The 1689-nt window shown below is 72.6% G+C and carries 1 protein-coding gene; it reads left to right on the plus strand.

The window, feature by feature from the left end:
• The first annotated feature begins 398 nt into the window (after positions 1 to 398).
• Positions 399 to 1595, plus strand: a complete 1197-nt coding sequence (locus GUY60_RS37450; protein WP_246236151.1) for a ferredoxin reductase family protein — start codon at positions 399 to 401, stop codon at positions 1593 to 1595.
• Positions 1596 to 1689 lie beyond the last annotated feature (94 nt).

Here is a 1689-nt window from a genome sequence, read left to right on the forward strand (position 1 = left end):
GGGTGTGAGGGGGCCTCGCGGGGGCGGTTGGCTTAATCGGTCGTGAGGCGATCCTCAAGGGACCCTTAAGGATCTCGGGTATGGCGCTGACCTGGTGTTTTCGGGGGTGCGGGGGGTCTATGTTCACCGGCGTGAGAGCTACTTCAACTGGTGCTGCGGCGCCTGCTTCCGCTACCGCTGTGGGCAATTGTTCCGCAGGGCGGAACGGGTGGGCACAGCACCACGGCGCCGGGTGCGACTGCCGTCGACCTAGGGCACGCCAGGCGCCGGGCAACCTTCCGGTCCAGCCGATCAGGGTCGACCCCCGGGCCCTGAGGACCGCCCTCGCAGCAGGCGCCGCAGGGGTCATCGCGTTGTGGGCCGTACAGCTAGAACCCTCAGCCCAGCTGGACGCCCTGATGGCAAGCGCAGCGCACCTCACCGGACTCCTCGCCGGATACGGCGTACTCGTCATGCTCTTCCTGATGGCCCGAGTCCCCGCCGTAGAACACGGAGTGGGCGCCGACCGCTTGGCGCGGAGGCACGCGCTGGGCGGCCGCTGGGTGCTCACCCTGTGCACCGCCCACGCCCTCCTCGCCCTGTGCGGATACGCCGCGCACACCGGCGACGACCTGCTGCGCGCCGCCGTCGACCTGCTCGGCTACCCCGGCATAGCGGCCGCAGGCACCGGCACCGTGCTGTTCGCCGCCGTCGGTGTCACCTCGGCCCGCGCGGTCCGCCGCCGCATCCCGCACGGGGCCTGGCGCGGCGCGCACCAGCTCACGTACCTCGGCGCCGGGCTCGCCTTCGCCCACCAGCTCGTCGGCCCCGACATCGCGGGCAGCGTCCTCGCCGTCTGGGTCTGGGCCCTGCTGCACGCCACGGTCGCGGTGCTGCTCGTCTGGTACCGGCTCGTCGTCCCCGTACGCCAGGCCCTGCGGCACAGCCTGCGCGTACAGGAGGTACGGGTGGAGGGGCCCGGCACCGTCTCCGTCGTCATGCAGGGCATCGGCCTGGACGAACTGCGCGCCGAACCGGGGCAGTTCTTCCGCTGGCGGTTCCTGCAGCGCAGGCTCTGGCACGCGGCGCTGCCGTTCTCGCTGTCCGCGCCGGTACGCGACGACCGGCTGCGGATCACCGTCAAGGCCCTCGGCGACCACACCCGCCGCATCCGCCGCCTCCGCCCCGGCACCCGTGTCCTGGCCACCGGCCCGTTCGGCGCCCTCACCGCGCACCGCCGCCGCCGGCGCAAGGTGCTGCTGCTCGCGGGCGGCGTCGGCATCACCCCGCTGCGGGCGCTGTTCGAGACGCTGCCCTGCGCACCCGGCGACCTGACGCTCCTCTACCGCGCCGCCAGCGCCGAACAGCTCGTCCTGCGCGCCGAGTTGGAGTCCATCGCCGCGTCCCGCGCGGCCCAACTGCACTTCCTGCTCGGCCCGTCCGACGCGTCCTTCGACCCCATTGCCCCGCAGGCCCTGAGCAACCTGGTCCCCGACCTGGCCGAGCACGACGTGTACCTGTGCGGCCCGCCCGGCATGGCGCACGCGGCGACTACGGCGCTGGTACGGGCGGGGGTGCCCGAACACCGTATCCACGCCGAGAACTTCACGTACTGAGAACCAACTTCACGTACTGAGAGCCCGTGTTCCCGTCAGGAGGTCGCGCCCCCATGGCCCGTCACCGCAAGCCCGTGCCCGCCCAGGGCCCCAC

The organism is Streptomyces boluensis, assembly GCF_009908195.1.
Taxonomy (GTDB): Bacteria; Actinomycetota; Actinomycetes; order Streptomycetales; family Streptomycetaceae; genus Streptomyces; species Streptomyces boluensis.